Genomic DNA, 18,665 nt, shown 5'->3' with positions numbered 1-18,665 from the left:
CGGGCCTGGCCAAAGCAACTCAAGATGCCGCTACCAAAGCGGTATCCACAAGGGCACGTTCAACGCCAATCACAAGCAAACACGGCGTTTCAAACCTTGGCCGCACCCTAATCGGCGCCAAGCATGCCCAGCGCAGCCGGGGTGGTCAAGCAGCACGGCCGGCGGTCTCTGCAGTATGGGCCACTATCGCGCCAACACCGCTTGCGGCTTTCGTATATAAGGCAACAACTCGGCGTGGGCCGGGGTCGCCTCGTTGACGTTCAACTGCTGTTTGGCCCCCAGATAATGTTGGCTGAACACATCGAAATAAGCGTCAAGGGCAGAAGCGGCATCACTGTCACCTGCCAGCTCTAGGCACAACGCCGCGACCTCGGCGGTGCACAGGTGCTCACTGCGGGTCGAGCGACGCAGGCGATAACGCGAAAGTTTGTCGGGCAGCAGGCTCAGGATCGGCAAGCGGTCGAAATACGGACTCTTGCGGAAGATCTTGCGCGCCTCGGTCCAGGTCGCATCCAGCAGAATGAACAGCGGACGCTTGCTGCTATCGGGCGCGACGGTGTTGGTCACCCGTGACGGCTCGACGTATTCGCCGGGAAACACCAGGTACGGCTGCCATTGCGGGTCATCGAGCAGCGCCAGCATCTGCGGGTCAGGTTCGGTGCGCGACCAGATGAATGCATGGTTGTCGCGCACCACATCGGCGATCAGCCAGCCGGTGTTGCTCGGCTTGAACACTTCCTTGCCGGTCATGATCAGGCATACGCCGGATCGAGTTTCCACCGTCGGACGCCAGGCGCACAGGCAGTGGCTGATGATCACACGACAATCGCGGCAACGCTCGGAACGGAAACCACGGGCCTGGATCGGCTTGATACCTTCATCTTCGCGCTGGTCGCGCAGGCGGGCGACGGCGTTAGGGGCGTGATTCATTGCAGGCAGCGCCCGGAGGCAGGAAAACTCGACACGAACAACACTCGGCAAGGCAATAAAGGCTGGCAGTTTATCAGAGCGACGGGGACAAGCCTGTACCGTCCTGACCGGCTCCCCTATAATTCGCCGCCACTGAACGCACAGCCACGGGGCTGGTCGAACCACCAGTCACTGAATCAGGAGAGTTTCATGCTGCGCCTTATCGTTCCTACCGCGGCCATCGCCATGGCGTTGTCCTTCAGCGCACACGCTGCGTCCCTGAGTGAGCAGAATCTGAACAAAGAGCTGCGCCTTGTCGCCGAGCGAAGCAGCGTGGGCACCCCACGGGCGATCAGCGAAGACATTCTCGATCAAGGCTACACCGTCGAAGGCACTACGCTGATCAACCACCTGAGTGTGCAGGCCAGCCACGCCGAGAAGATGCGCGCTGACCCAAAAGCCGTGTATTTCCAGCTGGGTGCTTCGGTGTGCAATAACCCGTCGTACCGCAAGCTGATGGCCAAGGGCGCCGTGATGCGCTACGACTTCAGCGAAGTGAAGACCAACCGCGCAATCGGTTCGGCCAGCTATCAAGAGTCAGATTGTCCGAAAGCTGTCCCGGCGAAGAAGTAATCATCGAGAATTGGCGCGCCGTTGTTCATCTTCGGCGCGCAATTCGGCCACCAGAGCCTGTAGATAACGCGAACGGCGTTCCCCGCCTGCCAACCGTCGGCAGCACTCCTCTTCGAGACTCACTTGGTTGGTCTCGGCTGATGCTTTCAACATCCGATACAGCTGCGTATCGATTTCCAGAATCACTCTGGCCATCTATCCCGCCTCCTTGCCACCACGAATCCTTGAAAAGCGCGCACCTTGCATACGCCCGTTGACGCGAAGCTGTCGTGCGGTGCCTGTAGGTTAGTAAATCAGAGCGATTGCTCTACGGTGTACGTTCGGACGAGCGGTGACTGATTACGTGAAGAGGCAATCAGCAGTTGCCAGAAAGGATTCTGCGGGGCAATGATCAAGTCAGCGCAAATCCGTGCAAAGGTCTAGATTCAAAGTGTTCCCGATCACTTGTTCACGGCAGCAAAGGAGCTGCCGATCGTGTGTGTTTTTTGCAGCGCGGCACTGACGCCGCACGTCAGGGCCACCAGCTCTGTGCAGAAGGAGACGTTGAATGCCTTACCAACCGAATGACCTGCTCAGTCGGCATTTTCAGGAACAACTCCCCGACCTCATCAGCAAGGTCGAAGAACAACTCAACCAGATTTCCCCCAACAGCCCGAACCTGCCGATTTACCGCGACATGATACTGACCGTGCTGCGCATGGCCGAGGAAGATCACAACCGCTGGAACGCCAAGATCACCCTGCAGGCCCTGCGCGAACTGGAGCAGGCGTTCCGGGTTCTCGAGAAGTTCAAGGGACGACGCAAAGTCACGGTGTTCGGTTCGGCACGCACGCCGGTCGAGCATCCGCTGTATGCCATGGCCCGAGAACTCGGCGCGGCTCTGACACGCTCGGACATGATGGTCATCACCGGTGCCGGTGGCGGGATCATGGCCGCCGCGCACGAAGGTGCCGGGCGCGACCACAGTCTCGGGTTCAACATCACTCTGCCCTTCGAGCAACATGCGAACCCGACAGTGGACGGCACTGGCAACTTGCTGCCGTTCCATTTCTTCTTCACCCGCAAACTGTTCTTCGTCAAGGAAGCCGACGCACTGGTGCTGTGCCCTGGCGGGTTCGGCACACTGGACGAGGCACTGGAAGTACTGACACTGATCCAGACCGGCAAAAGTCCATTGGTGCCCGTGGTGCTGCTCGATGTGCCGGGCGGAACGTTCTGGCAAGGCGCACTGGATTTCATTCGCCAGCAGCTCGAAGAGAACCACTACATCCTGCCCACCGACCTGAAACTGATGCGCCTGGTCTACAGCGTCGATGAGGCGGTGCAGCAGATCAATCAGTTCTACAGCAACTTCCACTCCAGCCGTTGGCTCAAGCGTCAGTTCGTGATTCGTATGAACCACAAGCTTAGCGATCAGGCCCTGGAACATATGCAAGAGGCTTTCGCTGATCTGTGCCTGAGTGATCAGTTCCATCAACACGCCTACAGCGGCGAGGAACACGACGAAGCGCAGTACAGCCATCTGGTGCGACTGGCCTTCGCGTTCAATGCCCGGAACCATGGCCGACTAAGGGAACTGGTGGACTACATCAACCTCCCGGAAAACTGGGCCCACAGCAAACCGCAGACCACCCAACGTGCACGTGAGCCATCGAAGGTAATCTGAAGGCAAAAAAAAACGGCCCGCTATTTTCATAGCGGGCCGTTTTTGTTCAACCGTTTTAATCGTCCATCCCTCTACCGCTGAACAAGCGGTTGATCATCTCCATCGAGAAGCCACGATAGGCAAGGAAGCGGCCCTGTTTGGCGCGCTCCTTGGCATCGATCGGTAAGTGTCCGGAAAACTTGCGTTGCCATGTCTCGCGAAGCTGCTCCTGCCAGTCGATACCGCTTTCACGTAGGGCGAGTTCGATATCGGCGCGTTGCAAACCTCGCTGGCCCAGCTCTTCGCGAATGCGCAAAGGGCCGTAGCCGGAACGGGCACGGTAGGAAACAAAGCTTTCAAGGTAACGGGCTTCGGAAAGCAGCCCCTCTTCCGTCAATCGGTCGAGGGCTGTTTCGATCATTTCCGCCTCGGCGCCGCGCTGACGCAGTTTACGCGTCAGCTCGACTCGACCGTGCTCGCGTCGAGCGAGCAGATCCATGGCGGTTCGCCGCACCGCGACGAGGGTATCGAGTACGGCGGTGGTCATCGCTGTTATCAGATATCAGCGTCGGCCAGATCGTCTTCGGTCTCTTTGACAGCAGAGGCCTTGGAGTCCGCAATCACGGCTGGCGACAGCAGTTTGTCACGCAGCTGCTTCTCGAGCTTGGCAGCGACTTCCGGATTGTCTGCCAGGAACTTGGCCGAGTTGGCCTTGCCCTGACCGATCTTGGTGCCTTCGTAGGCATACCAGGCGCCGGACTTCTCGACGAAACCGTGCAGCACGCCCAGGTCGATCATCTCACCGTTGAGGTAGATGCCCTTGCCGTAAAGAATCTGGAACTCGGCCTGACGGAACGGCGAAGCCACCTTGTTCTTCACGACCTTGACGCGGGTTTCGCTGCCGACCACTTCGTCGCCTTCCTTCACCGCGCCGGTACGGCGGATGTCGAGACGAACCGAGGCGTAGAACTTCAGCGCGTTACCACCGGTGGTGGTTTCCGGGCTGCCGAACATCACACCGATCTTCATGCGGATCTGGTTGATGAAGATCACCAGGCAGTTGGCGTTCTTGATGTTACCGGTGATTTTACGCAGTGCCTGAGACATCAGACGGGCTTGCAGGCCCACGTGCATGTCACCCATTTCACCTTCGATTTCAGCCTTCGGTACCAGTGCCGCCACGGAGTCGACGATGATCACGTCAACCGCGTTGGAACGCACCAGCATGTCGGTGATTTCCAGAGCCTGTTCACCGGTGTCCGGCTGGGAAACCAGCAGGTCGTCGACGTTAACGCCCAGCTTGCCGGCGTACTCAGGGTCGAGGGCGTGTTCGGCGTCGACGAAGGCGCAGGTCGCGCCGGCTTTTTGAGCCTGGGCGATCACGGACAGCGTCAGTGTGGTTTTACCGGAAGATTCAGGACCGTAGATTTCAACAATACGGCCTTTTGGCAGACCGCCGATGCCGAGTGCGATGTCCAGACCCAGAGAGCCGGTGGAGATAGCCGGGATCGCCTGACGGTCCTGATCGCCCATACGCATCACGGCACCCTTGCCGAATTGACGTTCGATCTGACCCAGGGCCGCAGCCAAGGCTTTCTTCTTGTTGTCGTCCATTAAAGTCCTCACGTAATCAATAAGGCCTGACGGCCAACACCTGTATAAGTAGCCAGTATTATTCCACAGCGTTCGCGGATCGCCTACCCCTGATTTTCGATTTCTCGTGCCGCTAGTCGCAGCAGCCCCTCTAGCGCGGCCTTCACCGTTTGTCGGCGCACCTCGTCGCGGTTGCCCGAGAAGTGCTGAACCTCGCTGGAAACCGCATCGCCCACGCCCCAGGCCAGCCACACCGTGCCCACCGGTTTGTTCGGTGTGCCGCCGTCGGGCCCGGCCACGCCGCTGACCGCCACGGCAAACCGCGCCAGGCTGTGCTTCTGCGCGCCACGCACCATCGATTCGACCACCTCGCGACTGACTGCCCCCACGGTGTCGAACAATTCCGCAGGCACATTCAGTTGTCGGGTTTTCTGCCGGTTGGAGTACGTCACATAACCGGCCTCGAACCATGCCGAGCTGCCGGGAATCCGCGTGATCGCTTCAGCAATCCCGCCACCGGTACACGATTCGGCCGTGGTGACGTGGGCGTTGAGCAACTGCAAACGTCGGCCAAGCTCGGCAGCCAGTTGAGTGATCTCTTTCACGGTGCGCTCCGGATCGGGTGGAATGACTACCACCGTACACGACCCGGTTGCGCTTTCAATACACAGACTCATTCAAAATGTTCGGGCGCCAGCGCTCTGACATAGGCCTGACAGGCTTGCAGAGCAATCAGTCCGCGGTCGCCGGTGTCGGTGATGGCGATAATTCGTTGAGCATGCGCCGGGTCAAGTCGGGCGCGTACGGCTGCATGATCCACGCCGCCGGGGCCGGTGGCGGCTGGCATCCCGCAGCCTGGGGCAGCATCGCCGGCGTCGATGAGGACTGACAGGCGCAGATCAGCAGTGGCAAGACGATCGCGCAGGCGATCCTGATCACGTTGGGCATCGCTCATGGCTCGGTAGTGGGTTTGTTCACTGGCTGTGAGCCGTTGCTCCAGCGCCAGACGCTTGTCCTGCTCGGCCTGCTGTGCGGTGGCGGCGGCCGAGGTCAGTTGATTGAGGGTGTCGGCGTGCTGCCGCGCCTGCTCGGCCAGTTGTCGCCCGTAGCGCCAGTCCTGAAACTGCCAGGCCAGCGCGGCGGCCAACGCAGCCAGCGACAAAACGCCGATCAGGCGCCAGGAGATGGACATAACACCGCCCTCGCCCGCGCCCAGATATCGAGGCGATCCTGCAAACCGTTCAACCCGCCGTTGATTCGGCGGGTGATGCTGTTGAACTGATCGCGGTCGGCCAGATCGTTCAAGCCGTTCTGTTCCCAGAACCATGCTGCGGATTCGGCCGCCCATTGCGGTTGCTCCAGCAATTCCGGCAGAGACAGCAGACGTTCATCGCCGAACAGACCGAGACTGCACTCACGATAGTTGTTACGCCCGGTGATCTGGATCAGCCCGCGACCACGGTACTTCTGTCCGTCGCCGTCGGCCTCCGGCGTGTTGCCCAGACGTAACGCCAGCGTGCCAGTGTCGTATTTGCTCAGATACTGGTTGTTGCCCAGTTCGCGCACGTACTGCAACTGCCCCGACTCGTGGCCGATTTGCGCCAGGAACGCAGCGATGCGTTTGGGCGTATTGATATGCCTGCGCATCATCGCGGTGTTGAGTGCAGAAACAAAAACGCCCGCTTGGCTGCGGGCGTTGGGCATGATGGTTTTAAGGTTGTCTTCAGTTATTTGCATGATGCGTAATCCTCCCTGGAGGCTCCGATTGAATCATGGTTGGCGGACAACGGCCCCCAGCCATTTTTTTGCCAGAGTTGTCAGGGTGTTGTTCGGTACAGATTCTTCGAGAGCTTCATTTAGTGGCAGCACTTGCCCACCGGTTAACAGCCATTGCTGATACTCAAGCCAGTCACGATTGGTCGTGTCCTGCGGAATAAACGCAGAATCTTCAACGCGCAATACGCCACAGGCAGTCAGTTGATATGTCATGAGTCCCCCCTAGATTTCAGCGTCCGCAGTCCATTCAATCTGCAATCCGTTACCGGGCTGACTGCTCACGGGCGTCACGGTGCCGATGGCGAAACTTCGCTGTGTCACACTTTGCACCGTGGTCCCCGTGCAAGCCACACCCTGCGAGTAGTTCCAGACCTGACTGCTTTCATTTCCGGGGCAATACAGGACGATGGTAGGTTGCACTCTCTTCTGAACCTGCATGTCTATGACCATGCCGTATTGACCGGTATTCCCGGCCGCTGCCTGGGTGAAAGTAACGATGCAGGTTTCCACACCATTGTTTGCCCGGATCTGTAAGCGGTTGACAAAGGACTTCTCGAAGTAGCGCTGACACAACATCAGCTCTTCACCAACCGGACGATATTCGAACGGAGTCGAAACCGGTCCCTCCTCGAGTTGAACCCGTGCAAGATCCACGGTTTGCAAAACGTTAAGTGGCAGATCAAAAGCCAACCGCAAGTAATCATTGGCGCCGAGCATTTTTCCCGCGATCACTGGCACCTGAAACGTCGCGCTGTATTTGGCCCATGCAGTGCTCAATGCAAAGACATCGACCACTTTGACGACGGCTTCCGAACCACCGTTGCCGAAGTACTGACCGATGGTTACCTTCAACGGGCGCGCGGCGTCAGAGCGCGCCCAAAATGTCACGGTGGCGGTTTTTCCAGCCAGAGTCCTGACCGATTCAACGCCTTGGGAAATCTTGTGCTCGGTAGCACCAACGCCAGCCGTGGTTTGCTGCCAGCGCAAGAAATAGCCCGGCTCACCTGCCACGTCTGTCTGGCCAGGGGCAAAACCCTGGCGAGAGATGGCCACGGCAGCATTACCATTCCAGTCGCAACGAAAACGATCGGCGACATATCCACCAATATTGGGGCCTTGGTTGGTCGTTCCGCGCTGCCAGATATCGAAGCCGCCATTGATCAGCACATTCCTGCGATAGACCTGTGCCGGAAACTGCTGCAGTGGATCAGGCCTCGATAATTGGCGGATGGCCTGCGCCAACTGATCGGTTTGTGCTTCATCAGGCTTCAAACCAGCCGCAGTAATCGCGCCGAGAATCTCCTGGGTAACGCTGTTGCCCCAGCACGCCGGGATCAGCGATCCCGGCGTGCCGGCGATGGCATCTTCGTCGACGAACTTTCCGTCGATCAGGCCTGAGCCCGGGACACTTTTTGGGTAATCCATATTTATTTATCCTCGGCCGATAAGCAAATCGCTCAGCCATTGGTCCGTAGCAAGTCTTCCAGCCAATCGGGTTCGACCGGCCGTGCACATGCGTCCGGGAACTCGGGGTTGTCGGGCCAGTCACGCAGTGCCTGCCGGTAAGCAAGAAGTTGTTTGAATTCTTCGGTACGCAGGGTGGTGCCCTCGCCCATTTCCAGTTCTTCGGCATCGCGAAGGACCAACCACTGAGTGCTCTGCAGAACGTTATTGCGCCAGGCGCGTTCCTGCGCGGTCAGCGCCGCCGGCGATACAAGCGGTTCACTCAGGACTGGCTGACCTGTGGCAGTGGCGCTGATGACCTTGCCTGCCGCCTGCCCGGCGAATAGCTCAACGTATTGGGCCTGAGTGATTTCCACTGCGCCGTCGGGCAGTTCCGGTCCCGGGTTTTCAACCCGATCAAATCCAAGGGTTTGTGCGTAAAAGTAAATAGCCATGGTCAAACTCCCCAAACCAGAATGCGACCCGAAATTCCCGTCGATGGCTTGATCCCTGTGGAATCGATGTTGCGAACCCGCGCCACCACCTGAGTGGTGGTCGATACGCCCAGATCGAACGCCCAGACGGTCGCATTTCCGGCACTCCAGCCTGCCGGATTCGCCTCATTGGCGACGCCACCCAAAATGGCCGATGGAAACCTGATCGGCAGTGAAAGCGTCATGTTGCCGTTGGCGTCAGAGCCACCGACGACCCATTGCAGGATCAAACCGCTGGGGAATTTCTGATAACCCGGCGTGGTGAACTGAGCGCCGTAGGAGGCGCAGTACTTCAACGCAGCCGTGCCATAAACCACCCAAATACCAGACTCCCTGACAAAGTTCGCACTCTCGCCGGCGTTCATCACGATCGCTCCCACATAAGCCCCTTGAGGGCTGATCTGGGTGCCGGTTTTGCTGGCTACCGTGACCGAGCCTGCATTGCGGCAATGCAGACTGATCGTCGCGCCATTCGGCGCCGAGGCTGCATCCGGAAGCGTCACGGTATAAGCCACTGTACCGCCCAGACCAATCGAGGAACCGACATCGGCCAGCGTCAACTGAGTCGCTGCGGATATCCCGCGGGCACTCGCATAACTGCCCAACGCTCGTTGCACAAATTCCGCAGTTGCCGCCGAGCGTCCACTATCAAACTGCGGTGCGGTGTTGAACAACGTCTGGCTGCGCAGCGCACCGAGCAATTGATTATTGGATGCCTCATTTGGCGTCATGCCGGCCGCTTGCACGACATTAAGAATTTCCTGGGTGACGCCATTGCCCCACGTCGCCGGAATCAGCGAACCCGGTTTACCGGCAACCGGGTCCTCATCAGCAAATTGTCCATTCACCAGCCCGACACTGGGCACACTCTTGGGATAGTCCAAGGTTTATCTCCTTAATCTGAAAATACATGGGCGCCGGTCTCAGCCAATTAGTGCGACTAACCATGTGGGGACCAAAGGCCGGGAAACTGTCGAAGGAAAAAGACTTGAACCCGGCCAGTCGCGCAGCGCCTGGCGGTACTCCAGCAATTCCAGATACTGCGCCGCCTTGAGCGTCGTCCCGCGCCCCAGTTCCTGCTCGTCACGATGTCGCGTCACCCACCATTCGGTGGCCGACAGACTGGACTGGCGCCAAAGCCGCGCTGCCGCCAGAGGCTCTTGCTCATCGGGGACTGTTTCAGGGGTAATGACCGGACTGCTCGTTACAGGCAAAGGCGCAATTTCCTGGCGCAGTTCGCCGACGGGCACGCCGATTTCGATCTGCCGGATCGCCAGCAACCGCCCCACCGCATCGGTGATGCCGTAACCGGCCAGCGTGGTCGGGGTGTTTTTCAGTTTGGTGAAGTCGACCAGTGCACCGATGGCCGTTGCCAATTGGTCGGTTCTGGCTTCATCAGGCGTCAGCCCGGCAGCCTTGATCGCGTTGAGAATTTCCTGCGTGACGCTGTTGCCCCACGCGGCCGGAATCAACGATCCCGGAGAACCGGCGATCGGGTTTTCATCGACAAAGCCGCCGTTGACCAGGCCAACGCCGGGAATACTTTTTGGATAATCCATTGCACTGCTTCCTGTGCTGAAATCAGTTGGCTACGACTGCGCCGGGAGCGACCGGCCAGGTAATTTCGTCAGGGAAACCAGCCTGCTTTTCGATGCGGTTCAACTCGACGCTGTAGAGCTTCCATTCGATCAGCAGCAGTTGTTCGTCGTGGTTGGCATCGCCGATGTCTTCAGCGTATTGCAGCGGGGCGATGCGCAGGACGGCGTCGCGCAGCAACACATCTCTTTGAGCAAGAACGACGCGTTTGCAATCCGCCAACTGCGCGACGTCATCGACTTGCCACGCATTGTCCACCCAGGCATGGAAGCCGCCCGGCCATGGCAACGTGGTGAAGCCTTCCGGCAACTCGCCCAATGCCGTCCAGGTTTGCCTCATGCCGGTGTCAGTGCGGTAAACATCGCCGCGATAGTCCGCTTGCTGTTGCAGAGAACCATTGACATAAGCCCAGGCAAAACCGCTTGGGGCCGGAGAAAGTTCGATGCTCAGCGTCACGGCGTTACTCGGCAGTTGCAGACCGATCCCCGGCACTAGTGGAAACTCGACAGGGCCGGTTAATGCACCGCTATCGTCTATCAGATAATTGAACATGTGCACCTCAGATCAGTTTGATACGCGCGGGATAGGCAATATTTCGCGGACGGGTTTCAGCCGAAAAATTGCCGATGTTGCCGATGTAAGTGTCCGAGTCGAATGCAGGGTTGGGGTACGTTGTTGCCACGGTCGTTGTCGTCGGTGAAAAGTTGACATTGGTGCCGACATCCCAGACACCGTCTGGAATCGCCGGGGCCGGTTTGAAAGAAGCCCCTGTTCCCGTCGGCAGATAATGGTTGTGACTCTGCAACGCATGCATTTGCAGGCTGCCGGACACGCGACCGGGATCAACGTTTCTGGTTTCACTGAGCACTCGCAGAAACTCGCCGCGAATCTCGGGAATCCGGAAATTCGAGGCACCATCGCCGCTGGTCCATCCGCCTTCCCGGCCTGTTCTGGCCGCTTCGGTGGTCAACGCGCCGGACGCCTGAGCAAAATCCCACAACCAAGGCCATTCGGCGCGCTTGAACAGATCACCGTTGGGAAAGCCATAGCCACCTGGATTGAGCAACAGAGTGGTTTCAAAAAACGGCCGCCCCAAAGCGCTGTTATCAAAGCGACCGATCGGCCACCAACTCCCCGCCCCGTCACTGCGCAGATGCCACCAGTCCCCGTTGCCCATCAGCACCAGAAAGGGATAACCGCCAGGCGAGAGGTGTGTATGAAAACGAACCTTGTCAGCGTCGGAGGTCTGCACAACGAGTCGATTGCCGCTGTTGTCCATCCGCCGGACAATGACGTCGCGAATACCCAAGGCCGCGTCGGCCGATGGCAATGTCACCGTCATCGGCGCGGAGCTGCCGTCGATCAAAACGAGTCCCAACTCAGCTTCAGTCAGCGATCTGGATGTCGCCAGACGAGTGACCACCGAACGCATCGGACTCGCTCTGCCGATGATCGACTGAATCGCCTTGTACAACTGACCGGTATCGGCTTCAGAAGCCACCAACCCGCCGCCGTTAATCACACTCAGGATCTCCTGAGTCACGCTGTTGCCCCACACCGCCGGAATCAACGAACCCGGGGTTCCTGCCACCGGGTTTTCATCGACAAAGCGGCCATCGACCAGGCCGACGCTGGGGACGCTTTTTGGATAATCCATAGGTCTTTCGTTCCTCTGAAATAACAAATGAACCGCGTCGCGGCGATCGCTGATGCGAGCCAGTGGCGGTCTGTTTCTGAAAATAAAAAGCCCACGGGAAGTGGGCTTGGGTAATACAGCGCGAAGATTTCGCGACTAGAGGTTTTGGCTGCTTACCAGTTCGCGAATCGCCGCCAACGCGTCATCGCCAGCACGGCGCGCCAGATCGAGATTGCCTTTGGCCGCATGCGCGCGGATCTGGTTTTTGGCCTTCAGGCGCAAGGTGCGCAGGGTCAGCAGATGGTCAGTGAGTTGGTCGGCCTTGCTGAGAATCTGCTCGGCGGCCTGTTTGGCAGTACGACCTTTAACCACCCACGCAGCAACCGACAGTGGCACCTCTTTTTTCGGGTAACCAGCGTCCTGATAGGCCTGGGCGTCTGCAGCAGCCTGGGCGTACTCCATGGCTTTGAGCGGGTCGCCGGCCAAAACGGTGCGAGCACTGTCGGCCGCCGCGTCGACCTTGGAACATAACTGCTCGGCTTCCTGAATCTCCAACTCGGCGACTCTGGACGCATTAAGCTGCCATTTTTCTCCATCCCAATCATGGGCACCGGACGGCTGGGCCGGACGCAAGCCTTCCTCGAACTGATGCAGTTCTTGAATGATGATCATCGGATCAACTCCCAGGACAAATGCACATTGATGGCTGAGGCAAAGTTGATCGCAATACCGTTGGCGTAATCGGCTTGAGAAAAACTCTTGATTCCCATACCAAATAACAACTCATCACTTGAGGCATTCCCCGAGCCGAGGGTGTGTTCGCATTGAAAGACCTGCCAAAGCGAACGCAACTCTGCATGGTCGAAACTGGCCGATAGTGTGGAAACCGTCGTGTCGTTGACAACGTTACTCGTGAAGATTCCCACCGAAGCACCGACGGTGCTCCAGCCATCCCAGTTGCTGGAAGTAGTAACTGTCGGATTTAGGTAAGAATAGTTGCCCCCCAGCCATCCTCCCGGGGCAAAGGCCACCGTGGTAATACCGGTCGGATGTGGGGTCGGGTTACCCACCACCAACCGTGCCGCTCGGGCATGCGGATCAAGTGGCAGATAAACCACGCCGTTGCCATTAACCGTTTGCGTCCACGACAATCGATTACGGTTGTAGATCGCTCTGACAGTGGGCATCGAACCCGGCCCTGCCGTGACGACCCAGGCCAGACAGAGATCCAGTGGCGTAGACTGGAAACCGCCGCCCGCCGCACCATTGACCGTCCCTTTCAAACCGTCAGGCGTAGCGTCGTAGATTGTGCCGCGCTGCATGTAAAAGGTCAGCGCACCACTGATCACCTGCGCCCGGAGGAAGTAGCCGGTACTTGGCAGCAAATCGGGACTGCTCCACAACTGTGTAGTGAACGTACGCGAGCGTCCCAACTGCCCCGCTATCACTTCTTGGCCGAGGCTGATCAGCACGCCAGCCGGAATCGACACCCTCCCGCCACTGGCGGCAACAGCCGCTGGCGTGATCGGCAGTCGCCCGTCTGCCGTAGCAACGGTAGCGGTTGGCAAAGACCCGATCGGCAACGCCGAATCCAGATTCCAGCCCTTGGCCGAAACGCTCTGAATCGCCTGCAACAACTGATCGTATTTCTTCTCGTCCGGAGTCAGATCCCCAGCCTTGATCACGTTGAGAATTTCCTGCGTCACCCCGTTGCCCCAGTCCGCCGGGATCAACGACCCCGGCGTCCCGGTCAACGGGTTTTCATCGACAAACTTCCCATTCACCAGACCGGCGCTGGGCACACTATTTGGATAGTCCACGGACGGACCTCCCGTTATTCAGAGTGATGGATATTGAAACTGGTTTTCAGGCTTTCGACCGGAACAGGACTCAGGCGGGCAGCAGGGGCCAGGCCACGTTTTGCGGATAGCCCGGCTGTTTATCGATCTTGTTCAGCGCCAGCTTGTAGGTGGCGAATGCCTTGAATCGCTGCATGTCGTCTGTGTCGAGCAGGCCCGCGATGTAGGCGTCCGCCATGCCGACGGTTTGCTGATTGGCTTCGGCCAACAGCTCATCACGACGCGCCAGGGCAGCAGCTCTTTGCTCGCCATCAACCACTTGCGAAGCGTTAGGCAAAGAGTGTTTGGTGACCTTGCCTCCGGTGTATCGCCAGATGCCGTCACGCTCTTCAATCGTGCGCAGGAACAGTTCTTCGGAGATTTCCACCGCGCTGACAGGAATCTGCAGGTGGATAGCCGAGTCGTATCGCCCAAGAAGTTCGCCCTGGGCATCGAAATCAATGTATTTCATGGTGTTCACCTCCGATTTCAAAAGCCCATGGCGAACCAGTTCCAGCCACCAGGATCGATATTGGAGAAGCGCTGGAACTGGCTGAGCGAGAGTCTGTAAAAAGAAAAACGTATATCCGCGAATCCCGGTGAGATATCGCTGCCGGACAGAAAAAGCACCGAGTTCGGAAAGGCAATCGGGTAGGTGATGGTTTCACTCAATGCACCACCGGTGGCAAGGCCCCATTGCAAAATCAGGCCGCTTGGAAGACGTTGGTAGCCCCCGCTTGTACCCAGTGAAGCGGTGAACATCGGCGAATATTTGAGCGCGCCATCGCCGGAGTCCAGTCCCCACCCCCCACCCAATAGCAGTCGTCTGAAGGTTACGAAACACCCCCCTGCAAATGACAAGGAATTAGCGGATACCCCATTGATGGTACTCAGACTTTCGCCACTACGAGCCTTTACCGTCAAACTACCGGTGCTGCTCAGAATCCTGACCAGTCCACCAGGAGAAACACTGGACCAATCAGGCAAAGTCACCGTACATGGGCCAGTGAAGACTGAAAGCTTGCCAACATCAGCAGCCGTCAGCGTCACATCCCCTACATAGTTGGTCTGCCCCGCCAGACTGCCCAGCGCGCGCTGAACAAATTCTGTCGTCGCAACCTTCTGACTGACATCGAACTGCGGTGGCGTTTCATACAGTTTCTTGCCGCGCAACGCTTCCAGCAATTGCGTGTTGAGCCCCTCGGTGGGTTCGATCCCGGCCGCCTTGATAACCGTCAGAATTTCTTCAGTAAGGGCGTTGCCCCACTCCGCCGGAATCAACGATCCGGGCGTTCCGGTGATTGGGTTTTCATCGACAAAACGGCTGTTGACCAGACCGACCCCGGGCATGCTTTTCGGATAATCCATCCCGTCATTCCTCCCTAGTCATAATTGATGTGCACCTTGGTATGCGCCGGGGCACTGCGGTGGATCAGACACTCCAGTGCTGAGCCCGGGTTGACGCCGAAGCGCTCGCCCCAGTAGCTCGCGCCGTAGCGCCGACCGAGCAGCAGGCGGCCGCCGGTGTTGAGCGTCCACATGAATTGCGCCTCCCAGGTGCCCCAGTGTGCCGCGCCGAAACGCGCGCGGCCCATGCGGGGGGCTTCGTGCTCGGTGATGCTGGCGTTGGGGTAGCCCTGGCTTTTGGCGATGTCGAGGTAGTAACCGACGGCCTGACTGCCGACCGCGAGCAAGCGGCGGCGTACGGCGAGGCGGCGGTCGTCGAACAGCGGCGTGGCGCCCAGGCACGGGTCGGGCAGTTCCATCACCCGTTCCCAGTCCGGCACCAGTTCGCTGACGCCCGCCGGGTCCATCTCGTTGAGCAGGTCGGCGGCGCGGGCGTCGAGGCGTGCCAGTTCGACGGCGACGCCTTGCAGCACCTCCTCGAGTTCCGGTACGCGTTCCGGGTCCCACGCCGGGCCGCTGGGCAGCAACGCGCGCAGTTGCGCCTGATATTGCGCGGCGGTTCTTATGCCCCCCATACGCAACCTCCGAAGGTCAGCAGTTCGCTTTGCCCCGCAGGCACGTCAGCGGCCGGCGCGGTCAGCGTGTGATCGTACTCACCGCCGGCGCTGCTGATGGCTTCGCGGATATGGCTGATCAGCAGCGGCACACCCAGATCGGCCTCGCGGTTATGCAGGTCGCGCAACTGCGCTTCAACGGCGGCGCGCACAGCGGTGGTGTCCGGATTGACGCTCTTGAAGCGATACACCACCGGTACCTGAATCGGCCGCTGCACATGCACTTCTGCTGTCACCGGACGCAGCGGTTCGATGTACTCCTGAACCTCCGCCAGTTGCTCATCGTTGGGCACCGGTTGCGGGTCTTCGTCACGCATGATGAACACCGTCACCGTGCCCGGCCCGAGCAGGCCGCCACGACACCAGGCGCGCGTCACGCCAGGCACCTCCAGCGCCCAGGTCTCGTAGTCGCTGGCCGCACCGCCGTGGGGGATCACGCGATAGGAACGGATCACCCGCGAGCGCAGCGACTCCAGGCTTTCTCGCGCCACGCCGCCGCTGAGGCCGGGTGCAAGCACCACGAAGCTGTTGCCGACCACGCCGGCGATCGGTTGCACCGGGGTCAGTGCCAGGCCGGCGTCGGCATTGCCCAGGCTGCCGGCGTCGAGCGCGGCGATGGTGGTGCTGTTGTTGCCATTGGTGGTGGTGCGTGAAGCGGTGACTTTGTAGGTACGGCCATCGCTCGCTTGCAGCAGCGTGTCGACGTCAAGCACGGCGCCTGCGGTCGCGGTGAAGCTGACGCTGCCGGTCGCCACTTGCGCCGGTTTGCGCGGCTGGTTCAGGCGCAGCGCGGCGATGCGTTCCAGGGTCGACTCATCGGCCTTGTCCGGCAGGATCTGCTCGGCAATCCAGTCGAGATAACCGTACAGACCATAAGCCGCGCCACCCAAGGTGCGGGCCAACACTTGCGCATCGGACTGGCGCAGCGAATCGCCGGCCAGGTCGCTTTGGGTGCGCTTGATCAGCACCGGCAGCGAAGGGGTTTCAAACGGCATAGATCACCTGCCAACTGTTATCGGGGTTGATGTCCAGACGTTCGCCATCGGCCAGGGTCAGAACCGTGCGCAGGTTCAGGCGCTGGGCGTCGAGGCGTTCGCTGATGATGTCGATGGCGCTGCAGTGGCCGTCGTCGATCAGCCATTGCAGGGCTTCGCGGGCATAGAACTCGGCGTCCATCTGGGTCTGTCGGGTCAGCTTGACTCGACGCAACAGCCACAGCCGCGAGCCGATGCGGTCGTCGGCGACGGTGGGAAAGCTGTCGCCCCACCAGCCGAAGCGCTCCTCGTCGTCGAGGGCGTCGTCATCGGCGGCGCGGCGCCAGGTGAACAGGCTGATGAGTACGGCGCGGGTCAGTGCGGCGTGGAGGTTCTGGCTGATAAACATCATTTGCCTCCTGCCGGCGCACCGGTCTGGCCGCTGCCGGCCTGCACGCCGACGTGCACGTGTTTGATCTGGCTGATGCCACCGGCGAGCTGATCGCCGGTGGAGACGATCTTGCCGGTCTGGTTGATCACCGGCGTGTCGAAGTTCACCGCGCTGCTGGCGCGGATGTTCAGGGTGGCGGTTTCGATGTCGATGATCCGCCCGCGCTTGAAGTGAATTTTGTCGCCCTCGTCGGTGTAGATCGCGACTTCGCCCGAGGCCAGCGCCTGCAGGCGATAGCGACGGTCGGCGACCACCAGGGCGATGGCATGAGAACGGTCACCGCCGAGAAACGTGACGATGCCTTCGGCGCCGGCCAGCGGGTTGCTGGTGAAACCGTAGGGTTCGAAGTGCTCCATGTCGTCGTTCACCTCGCCGGCGGTGAGGCGCATTTGCAGCGATTGCAGCTTGGATGCCGAATTGGCGAGCACGACAGTGCCGCGCGCCAGCAGGCGTGTCAGTAGGCTCATGAATTGTCCTCAGGGAGCAGACCCGACACGGACAACATGTGGGAGCGGGCTTGCTCGCGAAAGCGGTGGGTCAGTCAATGGGATGTTGGAGCTGCTGACGCTTTCGCGAGCAAGCCCGCTCCCACAGGGGTTCGGTGTCAGGCTCAGGTTTTTTTCGGAGGCGTGGGATCAGGATCGAAGGTATGCGGCGGCGCCACTTGCAGCGTGGTCACCGAGCCCTGCGCCGACAACGAATACGTGACTTTGGAAATCAACATGTCGCCGTCGAAACCGAGCACCGGATCCGTGACCTTGACCAGCGTGTTGTGGCGCCACAGGTCGCCATTGGTCTGGCGCCAGCCCTGTACCTGATAGGTCGTGGTCTGGGCCCGGCCCATGCGGGTGGCGCTTTCCCATTGGGCGCGTTGCTGGGCCAGCTCGAACGTGAGCGCGGTGCCCTCGTTGATGATCGTGGTGCGGCGGCGCTTGAAGCTGAGATCAGCCGCGCTGGATTGAACCTCGCTGACGGCCGCCCCGCTCTTCTTGTCCGAGCCTTTCTGCTGACCGATCACCCGGTATTCGGAAAACACCTGGCTCTGATCCATCGGCGCGTTCGCCGACAGAATGTTCTTGCCCAACTCCAGCGCGTCACTGGCCCGACCACCGCTACCGGGCTTGGCCAGCACCAGCCGGCCCTGCTCGTCATCGGTGGAAAACACCCGAAACAGCGAGAGCAATCGGTCGATCGACTGGAACACTGTTTCGCCCGGCACGATGGTGTGTTTGGCGAGCCGCGCGGTCTCAGGAATTTCGTTGACCACGTACAGCGAGTACTCCGCCGCCAGAGCCTGGACGATGCTCAGCAGCGGTTGCTCCTGCCATTGATTCGGGCGGTTGGTGGCTGCGCAATCGACCAGATCCTGAGTCTTGGAACTACCCTCGATACTCAAGCTGATCTGGCGTCCGTCGTAACTGATCGGTGCCTTGAACACGTAGCCGGTGAGCACCAGATCCTGGCCGATTTTCACTTCGCAAGGGTCACCCGGTTTGATCCGTTGATCCACCGTCTGCCCCGGCCACTGCCAGGTGATATCGAGTTTGAAGGTGCGGAACTGGCGCTCCAGATCAGCGGTGATTTCCACGCTTTTCCAGCCGCCGTATTCCATGTTGTTAACGGTCAGCGTGACATGGTTATCCATCTCGCTCATGG

At 59.6% G+C, this 18,665-nt stretch carries 25 protein-coding genes and 1 pseudogene; 2 read left to right on the top strand and 24 right to left on the bottom strand.

What is annotated here, in order from left to right; genetic code table 11:
- Window positions 1–183 precede the first annotated feature (183 nt).
- Window positions 184–930 carry a tRNA-uridine aminocarboxypropyltransferase gene (locus ACVHNU_RS02645; RefSeq protein WP_103484545.1) on the bottom strand — a complete coding sequence of 249 codons (747 nt, stop codon included), beginning with the start codon at window positions 928–930 and terminating at the stop codon, window positions 184–186.
- A 189-nt stretch (window positions 931–1,119) separates the two neighbouring features.
- Here ACVHNU_RS02645 and ACVHNU_RS02640 point away from each other — a divergent pair, with 189 nt between their 5' ends.
- Complete coding sequence (locus ACVHNU_RS02640; RefSeq protein ID WP_473018959.1) at window positions 1,120–1,542, top strand: PA3611 family quorum-sensing-regulated virulence factor; 423 nt, start codon at window positions 1,120–1,122, stop codon at window positions 1,540–1,542.
- Here ACVHNU_RS02640 and ACVHNU_RS02635 read toward each other — a convergent pair whose 3' ends face one another.
- Window positions 1,543–1,737, bottom strand: coding sequence for a hypothetical protein (locus ACVHNU_RS02635; protein WP_003222272.1), 195 nt, complete (start codon window positions 1,735–1,737; stop codon window positions 1,543–1,545). It abuts the gene before it with no gap.
- 352 nt (window positions 1,738–2,089) lie between these two features.
- On the opposite strand from ACVHNU_RS02635, the gene ACVHNU_RS02630 reads away from it, so the two are divergent.
- Window positions 2,090–3,208 (top strand): LOG family protein, encoded by a 1,119-nt coding sequence (locus tag ACVHNU_RS02630; protein ID WP_338800953.1) that lies wholly within the window; start codon window positions 2,090–2,092, stop codon window positions 3,206–3,208.
- 55 nt (window positions 3,209–3,263) lie between these two features.
- Here ACVHNU_RS02630 and recX read toward each other — a convergent pair whose 3' ends face one another.
- The 22 genes and pseudogenes from recX to ACVHNU_RS02520 all read right to left on the bottom strand — a co-directional run bounded on the left by recX (window position 3,264) and on the right by ACVHNU_RS02520 (window position 18,663).
- Entirely contained in the window at window positions 3,264–3,734 is a 471-nt protein-coding gene (gene recX, locus ACVHNU_RS02625; RefSeq protein ID WP_003222270.1) for a recombination regulator RecX, read from the bottom strand.
- 8 nt (window positions 3,735–3,742) lie between these two features.
- Window positions 3,743–4,801: a recombinase RecA gene (gene recA / locus ACVHNU_RS02620; RefSeq protein ID WP_003222269.1), complete on the bottom strand. Its 1,059-nt coding sequence runs from the start codon at window positions 4,799–4,801 to the stop codon at window positions 3,743–3,745.
- Between the two features lie 83 nt (window positions 4,802–4,884).
- Window positions 4,885–5,385 carry a CinA family protein gene (locus ACVHNU_RS02615; protein WP_103484542.1) on the bottom strand — a complete coding sequence of 167 codons (501 nt, stop codon included), beginning with the start codon at window positions 5,383–5,385 and terminating at the stop codon, window positions 4,885–4,887.
- A gap of 68 nt (window positions 5,386–5,453) precedes the next feature.
- Window positions 5,454–5,972, bottom strand: a complete 519-nt coding sequence (locus tag ACVHNU_RS02610; protein WP_473018958.1) for a lysis system i-spanin subunit Rz — start codon at window positions 5,970–5,972, stop codon at window positions 5,454–5,456.
- The gene (locus ACVHNU_RS02605) at window positions 5,951–6,517 is read right to left on the bottom strand and encodes a glycoside hydrolase family 19 protein (RefSeq protein WP_473018957.1); all 567 of its coding nucleotides are present in this window, start codon (window positions 6,515–6,517) and stop codon (window positions 5,951–5,953) included. The genes ACVHNU_RS02610 and ACVHNU_RS02605 overlap by 22 nt, the downstream gene beginning before the upstream one ends.
- Window positions 6,518–6,550: 33 nt before the next feature.
- A complete protein-coding gene (locus ACVHNU_RS02600) occupies window positions 6,551–6,769 on the bottom strand; it encodes a hypothetical protein (RefSeq protein ID WP_473018956.1) in 219 nt (72 codons plus the stop codon).
- A 9-nt stretch (window positions 6,770–6,778) separates the two neighbouring features.
- Entirely contained in the window at window positions 6,779–7,981 is a 1,203-nt protein-coding gene (locus ACVHNU_RS02595) for a carbohydrate binding domain-containing protein (protein ID WP_473018955.1), read from the bottom strand.
- A gap of 32 nt (window positions 7,982–8,013) precedes the next feature.
- Window positions 8,014–8,454: a phage tail assembly chaperone gene (locus ACVHNU_RS02590; protein WP_473018954.1), complete on the bottom strand. Its 441-nt coding sequence runs from the start codon at window positions 8,452–8,454 to the stop codon at window positions 8,014–8,016.
- Window positions 8,455–8,456: 2 nt separating this feature from the next.
- The gene (locus ACVHNU_RS02585) at window positions 8,457–9,377 is read right to left on the bottom strand and encodes a gp53-like domain-containing protein (RefSeq protein ID WP_473018953.1); all 921 of its coding nucleotides are present in this window, start codon (window positions 9,375–9,377) and stop codon (window positions 8,457–8,459) included.
- 39 nt (window positions 9,378–9,416) lie between these two features.
- Window positions 9,417–9,743: a phage tail assembly chaperone gene (locus tag ACVHNU_RS02580; protein WP_473020050.1), complete on the bottom strand. Its 327-nt coding sequence runs from the start codon at window positions 9,741–9,743 to the stop codon at window positions 9,417–9,419.
- Window positions 9,735–10,052 (bottom strand): annotated as a pseudogene (locus ACVHNU_RS02575) (hypothetical protein); the annotation flags it as partial. The gene ACVHNU_RS02580 and the pseudogene ACVHNU_RS02575, both read right to left, overlap by 9 nt.
- A 22-nt stretch (window positions 10,053–10,074) precedes the next feature.
- Window positions 10,075–10,641 (bottom strand): tail fiber assembly protein, encoded by a 567-nt coding sequence (locus ACVHNU_RS02570; protein ID WP_473018952.1) that lies wholly within the window; start codon window positions 10,639–10,641, stop codon window positions 10,075–10,077.
- A gap of 7 nt (window positions 10,642–10,648) precedes the next feature.
- Window positions 10,649–11,746 carry a phage tail protein gene (locus tag ACVHNU_RS02565; protein ID WP_473018951.1) on the bottom strand — a complete coding sequence of 366 codons (1,098 nt, stop codon included), beginning with the start codon at window positions 11,744–11,746 and terminating at the stop codon, window positions 10,649–10,651.
- Between the two features lie 135 nt (window positions 11,747–11,881).
- Window positions 11,882–12,397 carry a phage tail protein gene (locus ACVHNU_RS02560; protein ID WP_473018950.1) on the bottom strand — a complete coding sequence of 172 codons (516 nt, stop codon included), beginning with the start codon at window positions 12,395–12,397 and terminating at the stop codon, window positions 11,882–11,884.
- Window positions 12,394–13,545, bottom strand: a complete 1,152-nt coding sequence (locus ACVHNU_RS02555; RefSeq protein WP_473018949.1) for a phage tail protein — start codon at window positions 13,543–13,545, stop codon at window positions 12,394–12,396. The genes ACVHNU_RS02560 and ACVHNU_RS02555 overlap by 4 nt, the downstream gene beginning before the upstream one ends.
- Before the next feature lie 70 nt (window positions 13,546–13,615).
- Window positions 13,616–14,035, bottom strand: a complete 420-nt coding sequence (locus ACVHNU_RS02550) for a tail fiber assembly protein (protein WP_473018948.1) — start codon at window positions 14,033–14,035, stop codon at window positions 13,616–13,618.
- A 17-nt stretch (window positions 14,036–14,052) separates the two neighbouring features.
- Window positions 14,053–14,931: a gp53-like domain-containing protein gene (locus tag ACVHNU_RS02545; RefSeq protein WP_473018947.1), complete on the bottom strand. Its 879-nt coding sequence runs from the start codon at window positions 14,929–14,931 to the stop codon at window positions 14,053–14,055.
- 14 nt (window positions 14,932–14,945) lie between these two features.
- Window positions 14,946–15,545 (bottom strand): YmfQ family protein, encoded by a 600-nt coding sequence (locus tag ACVHNU_RS02540; RefSeq protein ID WP_003222238.1) that lies wholly within the window; start codon window positions 15,543–15,545, stop codon window positions 14,946–14,948.
- Window positions 15,533–16,579 carry a baseplate J/gp47 family protein gene (locus ACVHNU_RS02535; protein ID WP_473018946.1) on the bottom strand — a complete coding sequence of 349 codons (1,047 nt, stop codon included), beginning with the start codon at window positions 16,577–16,579 and terminating at the stop codon, window positions 15,533–15,535. Before ACVHNU_RS02535 ends, ACVHNU_RS02540 begins: the two co-directional genes overlap by 13 nt.
- Entirely contained in the window at window positions 16,569–16,967 is a 399-nt protein-coding gene (locus ACVHNU_RS02530; RefSeq protein ID WP_047601236.1) for a phage GP46 family protein, read from the bottom strand. The genes ACVHNU_RS02535 and ACVHNU_RS02530 overlap by 11 nt, the downstream gene beginning before the upstream one ends.
- Entirely contained in the window at window positions 16,967–17,476 is a 510-nt protein-coding gene (locus ACVHNU_RS02525; protein ID WP_338800945.1) for a phage baseplate assembly protein V, read from the bottom strand. The genes ACVHNU_RS02530 and ACVHNU_RS02525 overlap by 1 nt, the downstream gene beginning before the upstream one ends.
- 143 nt (window positions 17,477–17,619) lie before the next feature.
- Window positions 17,620–18,663: a phage baseplate assembly protein gene (locus ACVHNU_RS02520; RefSeq protein WP_003222231.1), complete on the bottom strand. Its 1,044-nt coding sequence runs from the start codon at window positions 18,661–18,663 to the stop codon at window positions 17,620–17,622.
- Window positions 18,664–18,665 lie beyond the last annotated feature (2 nt).

This window comes from Pseudomonas sp. Ors-4-3C, from assembly GCF_055755035.1.
This window is presented reverse-complemented; position numbering and strand designations above follow the sequence as displayed.

Excerpts from the sequence above, each read along its gene's own strand:
- ACVHNU_RS02645 (WP_103484545.1), bottom strand. The coding sequence starts at position 930 with ATGAATCACGCCCCTAACGCCGTCGCCCGCCTGCGCGACCAGCGCGAA.
- ACVHNU_RS02640 (WP_473018959.1), top strand. The coding sequence starts at position 1,120 with ATGCTGCGCCTTATCGTTCCTACCGCGGCCATCGCCATGGCGTTGTCC.
- ACVHNU_RS02635 (WP_003222272.1), bottom strand. The coding sequence starts at position 1,737 with ATGGCCAGAGTGATTCTGGAAATCGATACGCAGCTGTATCGGATGTTG.
- ACVHNU_RS02630 (WP_338800953.1), top strand. The coding sequence starts at position 2,090 with ATGCCTTACCAACCGAATGACCTGCTCAGTCGGCATTTTCAGGAACAA.
- recX (WP_003222270.1), bottom strand. The coding sequence starts at position 3,734 with ATGACCACCGCCGTACTCGATACCCTCGTCGCGGTGCGGCGAACCGCC.
- recA (WP_003222269.1), bottom strand. The coding sequence starts at position 4,801 with ATGGACGACAACAAGAAGAAAGCCTTGGCTGCGGCCCTGGGTCAGATC.
- ACVHNU_RS02610 (WP_473018958.1), bottom strand. The coding sequence starts at position 5,972 with ATGTCCATCTCCTGGCGCCTGATCGGCGTTTTGTCGCTGGCTGCGTTG.
- ACVHNU_RS02605 (WP_473018957.1), bottom strand. The coding sequence starts at position 6,517 with ATGCAAATAACTGAAGACAACCTTAAAACCATCATGCCCAACGCCCGC.
- ACVHNU_RS02600 (WP_473018956.1), bottom strand. The coding sequence starts at position 6,769 with ATGACATATCAACTGACTGCCTGTGGCGTATTGCGCGTTGAAGATTCT.
- ACVHNU_RS02595 (WP_473018955.1), bottom strand. The coding sequence starts at position 7,981 with ATGGATTACCCAAAAAGTGTCCCGGGCTCAGGCCTGATCGACGGAAAG.
- ACVHNU_RS02590 (WP_473018954.1), bottom strand. The coding sequence starts at position 8,454 with ATGGCTATTTACTTTTACGCACAAACCCTTGGATTTGATCGGGTTGAA.
- ACVHNU_RS02570 (WP_473018952.1), bottom strand. The coding sequence starts at position 10,641 with ATGTTCAATTATCTGATAGACGATAGCGGTGCATTAACCGGCCCTGTC.
- ACVHNU_RS02565 (WP_473018951.1), bottom strand. The coding sequence starts at position 11,746 with ATGGATTATCCAAAAAGCGTCCCCAGCGTCGGCCTGGTCGATGGCCGC.
- ACVHNU_RS02560 (WP_473018950.1), bottom strand. The coding sequence starts at position 12,397 with ATGATCATCATTCAAGAACTGCATCAGTTCGAGGAAGGCTTGCGTCCG.
- ACVHNU_RS02550 (WP_473018948.1), bottom strand. The coding sequence starts at position 14,035 with ATGAAATACATTGATTTCGATGCCCAGGGCGAACTTCTTGGGCGATAC.
- ACVHNU_RS02545 (WP_473018947.1), bottom strand. The coding sequence starts at position 14,931 with ATGGATTATCCGAAAAGCATGCCCGGGGTCGGTCTGGTCAACAGCCGT.
- ACVHNU_RS02540 (WP_003222238.1), bottom strand. The coding sequence starts at position 15,545 with ATGGGGGGCATAAGAACCGCCGCGCAATATCAGGCGCAACTGCGCGCG.
- ACVHNU_RS02535 (WP_473018946.1), bottom strand. The coding sequence starts at position 16,579 with ATGCCGTTTGAAACCCCTTCGCTGCCGGTGCTGATCAAGCGCACCCAA.
- ACVHNU_RS02530 (WP_047601236.1), bottom strand. The coding sequence starts at position 16,967 with ATGTTTATCAGCCAGAACCTCCACGCCGCACTGACCCGCGCCGTACTC.
- ACVHNU_RS02525 (WP_338800945.1), bottom strand. The coding sequence starts at position 17,476 with ATGAGCCTACTGACACGCCTGCTGGCGCGCGGCACTGTCGTGCTCGCC.
- ACVHNU_RS02520 (WP_003222231.1), bottom strand. The coding sequence starts at position 18,663 with ATGAGCGAGATGGATAACCATGTCACGCTGACCGTTAACAACATGGAA.